Origin of the sequence: Microbacterium sp. ZW T5_45 (assembly GCF_044987415.1) — a bacterium.
GTDB lineage: Bacteria > Actinomycetota > Actinomycetes > Actinomycetales > Microbacteriaceae > Microbacterium.
Map to the genome: position 1 here is coordinate 1 of NZ_JBJDRJ010000072.1, position 5924 is coordinate 5924.

Genomic DNA, 5924 nt, shown 5'->3' on the forward strand with positions numbered 1-5924 from the left:
CTCGAAGGAGACCCCGCATGACCCTCGCCGACACCGACCCCGCCACGCTGATCCCGCTCGGCGACGCCAAGCGGCGTGCAGCGGATGCCGTTCACGCCTGGGAGGATCGGCTGCTCGCGGTGAGCCACCAGCTCCACGCCGACCCCGAGATCGCGTTCCAGGAGCATCGAGCCGCCGAACTGCTGGCGACGGCTCTGCAGGATGCGGGATTCACCGCGACCGTGGGAGCCTTCGGCCTGCCGACCGCGATCGAGGCGAGCTACGGCACCGGCGAGTTCGTCGTCACGGTGTGCGCCGAATACGACGCGCTCCCCGGGATCGGCCACGCGTGCGGGCACAACATCATCGCCGCCGCGGGGCTGGGCGCGGCGATCGCCCTCGCCGCGATCGCGGATGAGGCGGGCATCACCGTCAAGCTCCTCGGCACTCCCGCCGAGGAGCACGGCGGCGGCAAGGTGCTCATGCTCGAGGCCGGCGCCTGGGAGGACGCCACGGTCTCGCTCATGGTGCACGGCGGCCCCGGAGTCGACTTCCGCTGCGACGACTTCAGCAGCCAGGCCGTCGACCGGTTCCGCATCTCGTACACCGGCCGCCCGGCGCACGCAGCCGCGGCCCCCGACAAGGGCGTCAATGCGCTGGACGCCGCGACCGTCGCGCTCACCGCGATCGGTCTGCTGCGCCAGCAGCTCCCCGGCAGCGTCCGCACCGCCGCCGTGATCACTCAGGGCGGCGACGTGACCAACATCATCCCCGCGCACACGGTCGTCGAGGCGGAGGTGCGCTCCTTCGACCTCGACGAGCTGCGCGACGCCAAGCGCCGCGTGCTCACGTGCTTCGAGGCCGGCGCGATCGCCTCGGGATGCTCGTGGACGCAGGAGCGCACCGAGCCGCGCTACGACCCGCTGCGGCAGGAACCGCTGCTCGCGGGGCCGTGGAACGACGCCCTCGTCGAGCTCGGCCGGAACCCGATCGCCGTGACCGGCCTCGCCGGCGGATCGACCGACATGGGCAACGTCTCGCAGGTCGTCCCCTCGATCCACCCCGGCATCGCGGTGCACGGGTCGACGTCTGCGCCGCACACGGAGGGATTCGCGGCGGATGCGGCGACGCCCGCGGCCGACAGGGCGATCATCGACGCGGCGATCGGACTGGCCTGGGCTGCGGCCAGTGCGGCCCTGGCTCCGGACTCGCGGGCGGACCTGCTGGCACGGCAGGCCGCTCGCCCGGTGGGCGCGACCACGTCGCCGCAGGCGGACGAGTGACGACGGCATCCCCCCGCACGGAGGATCGCACCGGCGTGTACGTCTCAGCGCTGGAGCTGTTCTCGATCGGCATCGGTCCCTCGTCGTCGCACACGGTGGGGCCGATGCGCGCCGGACGTGACTTCGCCCGGCGCGCACTCGCGGCGCTCCCTGGCGGCCCCGCTCACATCGAGGGGGTGCTGTACGGGTCGCTGGCCGCGACGGGGCTCGGACACGGCACCCCTGATGCGCTCGTCGCCGGCCTCGCAGGTCTCGATCCCGAGACCTGCGATCCCGCAGACGTCCGCGGGGCGTGGTCCGGTCATCCGACCGGCCGACCGCTGATGCTCGACGGCAGCGTCGCGGTGCCCTTCGACAGCTCGGATGTGGTGCTCGACCCGTTCACTCGCCCGCAGGGACACCCGAACACGCTCACGCTCCGCGCCTTCGCCGACGGCTCGGCGGAGCCCGTTCTCGAGGAGACGTATCTCTCCGTCGGCGGCGGATTCGTCGAGCGTGTGGGCGAGGACCCGGCGCCGGCCGAGACGCGCACCGGCGCTCCGGGCTACCGGACGGCGGAGGAGTTGCTCGCGCTGTGCGGCGACGGACGATCGATCGCCGATGAGGCGTGGGCCGCAGAGGCCGCGCACCGCTCCCCCGCGGAGACCGCCGAGGGGCTCGATGCCATCTGGGCGGCGATGCGCGCCTGCGTCGAGTCGGGGCTGGATGCCGAGGGCATCCTTCCCGGAGGGCTCGGCGTGCCGCGCCGCGCGCGCCATGAGCGACAGCATCCGCACCGCCGAGGCGGCAGGACGCCCCGCGACCGCCGATTGGCTGCAGGCCTTCGCCCTCGCGGTCAACGAGGAGAACGCGGGCGGCGGGCGGGTGGTCACCGCTCCGACGAACGGGGCCGCCGGCATCCTGCCCGCCGTGCTCATGCACTACTGGCGGTTCGAACCGGATGCCGACATCGAGGGCGTCCGCACGTTCCTGCTCACCGCGGCGGCGGTCGGCTCGCTCATGAAGGCGAACGCCTCGATCTCGGGCGCCGAGGGGGGATGCCAGGCCGAGGTCGGATCCGCCTGCGCGATGGCCGCGGCCGGTCTCACCGCGGTGCTCGGCGGCTCGCCCGCACAGGTGGAGAACGCCGCCGAGATCGCGATGGAGCACCATCTCGGTCTCACCTGCGATCCGATCGCCGGGCTCGTGCAGATCCCCTGCATCGAGCGCAACGCGGTCGCGTCGACCACGGCGGTCACGGCCACCCGCCTCGCTCTGCACGGCGACGGCAGCCACATCGTGTCGCTCGACGCCGTGATCGAGACCATGCGTCAGACCGGTGCCGACATGAGCGACAAGTACAAGGAGACCAGTCGCGGCGGGCTCGCCGTCAACGTCGTGGAGTGCTGAAGGCCCTTCGGATCCACCGCGGGTGCGGTGTTCACGACACGATGCGCGCGACCGCGAGTTGAACCTCTGCGCGGTCACGAGGCTGATCATCGAGCGCCCGATGGATCGTCAGGCCTTCGATGAGCGCATCGAGGATCCGCGCGGTCTCCGGGTCGAAATGCCGCTCGAGCGCTGCCCGACTGCGGCGCATCCAGTCGGCCGTGAGAGCTCGATAGACCGGCTCGCGCGCCGCCAGCGTGTACAGCTCATGAGACAGCACGAGCTCGCGCTGATCGTGCATCACCTCGTCGGCGATGAGAGCGACGACAGCGTCCTGAGCGCTGCGTCGGTCGGATGCCGCGGACATGCGTTCCTCGAACCGGGTGCTCTGCTCGACGGCGAAGCGGGTGAAGGCCTCACGGAGGACCTCATCGATCCCGGCGAAGTAGTAGGTCATGGATCCGAGCGGGACGCCGGCGTGATCGGCGATCCGCCGGTGCGAGGCGCCGGCCACTCCTGCCTCCGCGATCACATCGAGGGCTGCGGAGATGATCCGCTCGCGGCGCTCCGGATCGTTTCTGCGCCCCGACCGGCTGCCTCGGGCAGACGCGTCAGGCGACATTCTCGACCTCGCCGATCTCAGTTATCACTCGAGCCGGACTCCCCACGGCGACCACGTTCGCCGGGATGTCACGGGTCACGACCGATCCGGCACCGATCACGGTGTTGGCGCCGATCGTGACGCCCGGGCAGACGATCACGCCGCCCCCGAGCCACACATTGTCACCGATCGTGATCGGTTCGGCCGCCTCGAGCTTGTCCCGACGCATCCGAGGGTCGATCGGATGCGTCGGCGTCAGCAGCTGCACGTTGGGGCCGATCTGGCAGTCCTCGCCGATCGTGATCGCCGCGACATCGAGCGCCGTGAGGTTGAAGTTGATGAACGTGCCGGCGCCGATCGAGATGCGGTCGCCGTAGTCGACGCGCAGCGGCGGGCGGATGACGACCTTCTCGCCGAGATCGCCGATCAGATCGACGAGCCGCCCTCGCGCAGCCGGATCACCGGCGACGGTCTGGCGCTCGTACAGGTTCGCCAGTCGAACAGCGCGCGCGGATCGTGCCTCGAGCTCGGGATCTTCAGCGATGTAGAGGTCTCCCGCGAGCATCCGCTCCCGGTTCGTACGAGGGTCTCCGGCGAAGTAGTCGGTCATTCCCCGACCATAACATGTACACTCGTACGCATCTGCTGGAAGCGGGTCGTCCGCTCACCCCCTCCGTGAAAGATCCTTCGCTTCGTGTACGCACTCCTCCTCGCCCTCATCTACGTCGCCTTCGTCAGCCTCGGCCTTCCGGATTCCCTGATCGGCGCCGGATGGCCTGTGATGCAGGGCGACCTCGGAGTGCCCGTCGGGTTCGCGGGCATCCTGACCATGATCATCGCCGCCGGCACGATCCTCTCCAGCCTGCTGTCCGAGCGGCTCACCCACCGTCTGGGCGTCGGCCTCGTCACCGCCATCAGCGTGGGCATGACCGCTGCCGCTCTGTTCGGCTTCTCGTTCTCGGATTCCTTCTGGATGCTGTGCCTCTGGGCGATCCCATACGGACTCGGCGCAGGCGCGGTCGATGCCGCCCTGAACAACTACGTCGCGCTGCATTACGCCGCGAAGCACATGAACTGGCTGCACAGCTTCTGGGGAGTCGGCGCCTCGATCAGCCCGTTCATCATGAGCTATGCAATCGGCGCGAATCTCGGATGGACCGGCGCGTATCAGACCGTCGGCATCATCCAGGGCGCGCTCACCGTCCTGCTCTTCCTCACTCTGACACTGTGGACCAGGGCAAGGCCGACAGCACGGGTGAGCGACCTGCCCGAGGGCTCGGAGGCCGAGACTCCACGAAAGCACGTCCCGCTGCGCGAAGCGCTCCGCATCCCCGGTGTGTGGTTCATCCTGGGCGCCTTCTTCGCGTACTGCGCCATCGAGACCACCACGATCCTGTGGGCGTCGACCTACCTCGTCACGGCGCGCGGCGTCGACACGGTCACCGCCGCCGCTTTCGCCTCGCTGTTCCTGCTCGGGATCACAGCCGGTCGCTTCCTCGCGGGATTCGTCGCAGATCGCATCGGCGACCGCGCGCTCATCCGCGGCGGATTCCTCGCCGTCGGGGTCGGCGTCCTGATGATCGCGCTCCCCCTGCCGACGCCCGCTGTGGCGCTCACCGGACTCGTCATCGCGGGACTGGGAAGCGCACCCATCTACCCGGCCATCATCCACTCGACGCCCGCCAACTTCGGCGGGATCTCCACCTGGACCGGAATGTGGGTGTTCCCCCTGTTCCTCGGCGTGATCCTGCTCTTCGGCCTGGCCATGTCCGAGATGCTCAACCGCCGCGTGCGGGTGAAGAGCTGAGCGCGGATTTCACACCGCCAGGCTCGCGGTCAAGCCCTGGAGTACTGGGGGCCACGCCTCTCCCTGCCGGTGCGTTCGCGTCGAGCCGGTGCCTCAGCTATGTCTGGATCACACCGGGTCGACGCGGGCACACAGGGTACGATCGGCGAAGCGGGTCGAACTCAGGAACGAGAGAACCCCCGCCGCTTCCGCGACGGGGGTTCTCATACTTATGTGCTCCTTGCTGGAGGACGTTCGAAAGTCGTCCCCCGCCCTGAGATCGTTGATTTCTCAGGCGAGGAAGGGCATCGAGACCGGTAGCGCGTCGGCGTCGGAGCCCTCGATCACGGACCATCGAGGGCCTGTCGTGCGGTCAGTTGGGAAGCCTCGAAACACGGTCACGCCTGAAGCCGTCGGTCTGATGCGCGAGCTCTACGAGTCGGGGCTCCCGTTGAAGAAGGTGTGTGAGCGGGTCGGCGCGAGTCGCGCGACCGTGACACGCCACCTGCGAAAAGCGGGAGTGCGGTTGCGCAACCAAGGCCTCGATGATGCGGAACTCAAGATCGCGACAGCCCGCTATCGCGCAGGCGACACTCTGAAGCAGATCGGCAAGGCTCTGGGCGTCTCCCCCACGACCGTGGGCACCTACCTCCGCAGCTCCGGGACGGAATTGCGCCCCTCTCGCGCGGTCGCGGGCGTGCCGCACACACCACGTTGCGCGAGTGGCAGCCCCGAACGCACCGGCGCGGAGGCTTGACTCAAGCCGGGGCCGAGGGGCCACTAGGGCGTGTCTCCTAAATGGTGGGCGTGGTCTGAGAGTGTTGTCGGGTGAGTCGTTTCGTGTTGTTGTCGGATGCCCAGTGGGCGTCGATCTCCGATCTCATGCCCGGCCCCACGGGGCGTAAGG

Annotated in this window: 5 protein-coding genes and 1 pseudogene; 4 read left to right on the forward strand and 2 right to left on the reverse strand. The window is 69.4% G+C overall.

Features of this window, described 5'->3' with window-relative positions; genetic code table 11:
- Positions 1–17 precede the first annotated feature (17 nt).
- A complete protein-coding gene (locus tag ACI3KS_RS19400; RefSeq protein WP_404920179.1) occupies positions 18–1262 on the forward strand; it encodes a M20 family metallopeptidase in 1245 nt (414 codons plus the stop codon).
- Positions 1263–1297: 35 nt separating this feature from the next.
- Positions 1298–2651 (forward strand): annotated as a pseudogene (locus ACI3KS_RS19405) (L-serine ammonia-lyase).
- 31 nt (positions 2652–2682) lie between these two features.
- Here ACI3KS_RS19405 and ACI3KS_RS19410 read toward each other — a convergent pair.
- Positions 2683–3252: a TetR/AcrR family transcriptional regulator gene (locus tag ACI3KS_RS19410; RefSeq protein WP_404920180.1), complete on the reverse strand. Its 570-nt coding sequence runs from the start codon at positions 3250–3252 to the stop codon at positions 2683–2685.
- On the reverse strand, positions 3242–3841 hold the full coding sequence (locus ACI3KS_RS19415; RefSeq protein ID WP_404920181.1) for a sugar O-acetyltransferase: 600 nt from the start codon (positions 3839–3841) through the stop codon (positions 3242–3244). The genes ACI3KS_RS19410 and ACI3KS_RS19415 overlap by 11 nt, the downstream gene beginning before the upstream one ends.
- Before the next feature lie 84 nt (positions 3842–3925).
- Between ACI3KS_RS19415 and ACI3KS_RS19420 the strand changes: the two genes are divergently transcribed.
- Positions 3926–5038, forward strand: a complete 1113-nt coding sequence (locus ACI3KS_RS19420) for an MFS transporter (RefSeq protein WP_404920182.1) — start codon at positions 3926–3928, stop codon at positions 5036–5038.
- A 400-nt stretch (positions 5039–5438) separates the two neighbouring features.
- On the forward strand, positions 5439–5774 hold the full coding sequence (locus ACI3KS_RS19425) for a hypothetical protein (protein ID WP_404920183.1): 336 nt from the start codon (positions 5439–5441) through the stop codon (positions 5772–5774).
- The last annotated feature ends 150 nt before the right edge of the window (positions 5775–5924 follow it).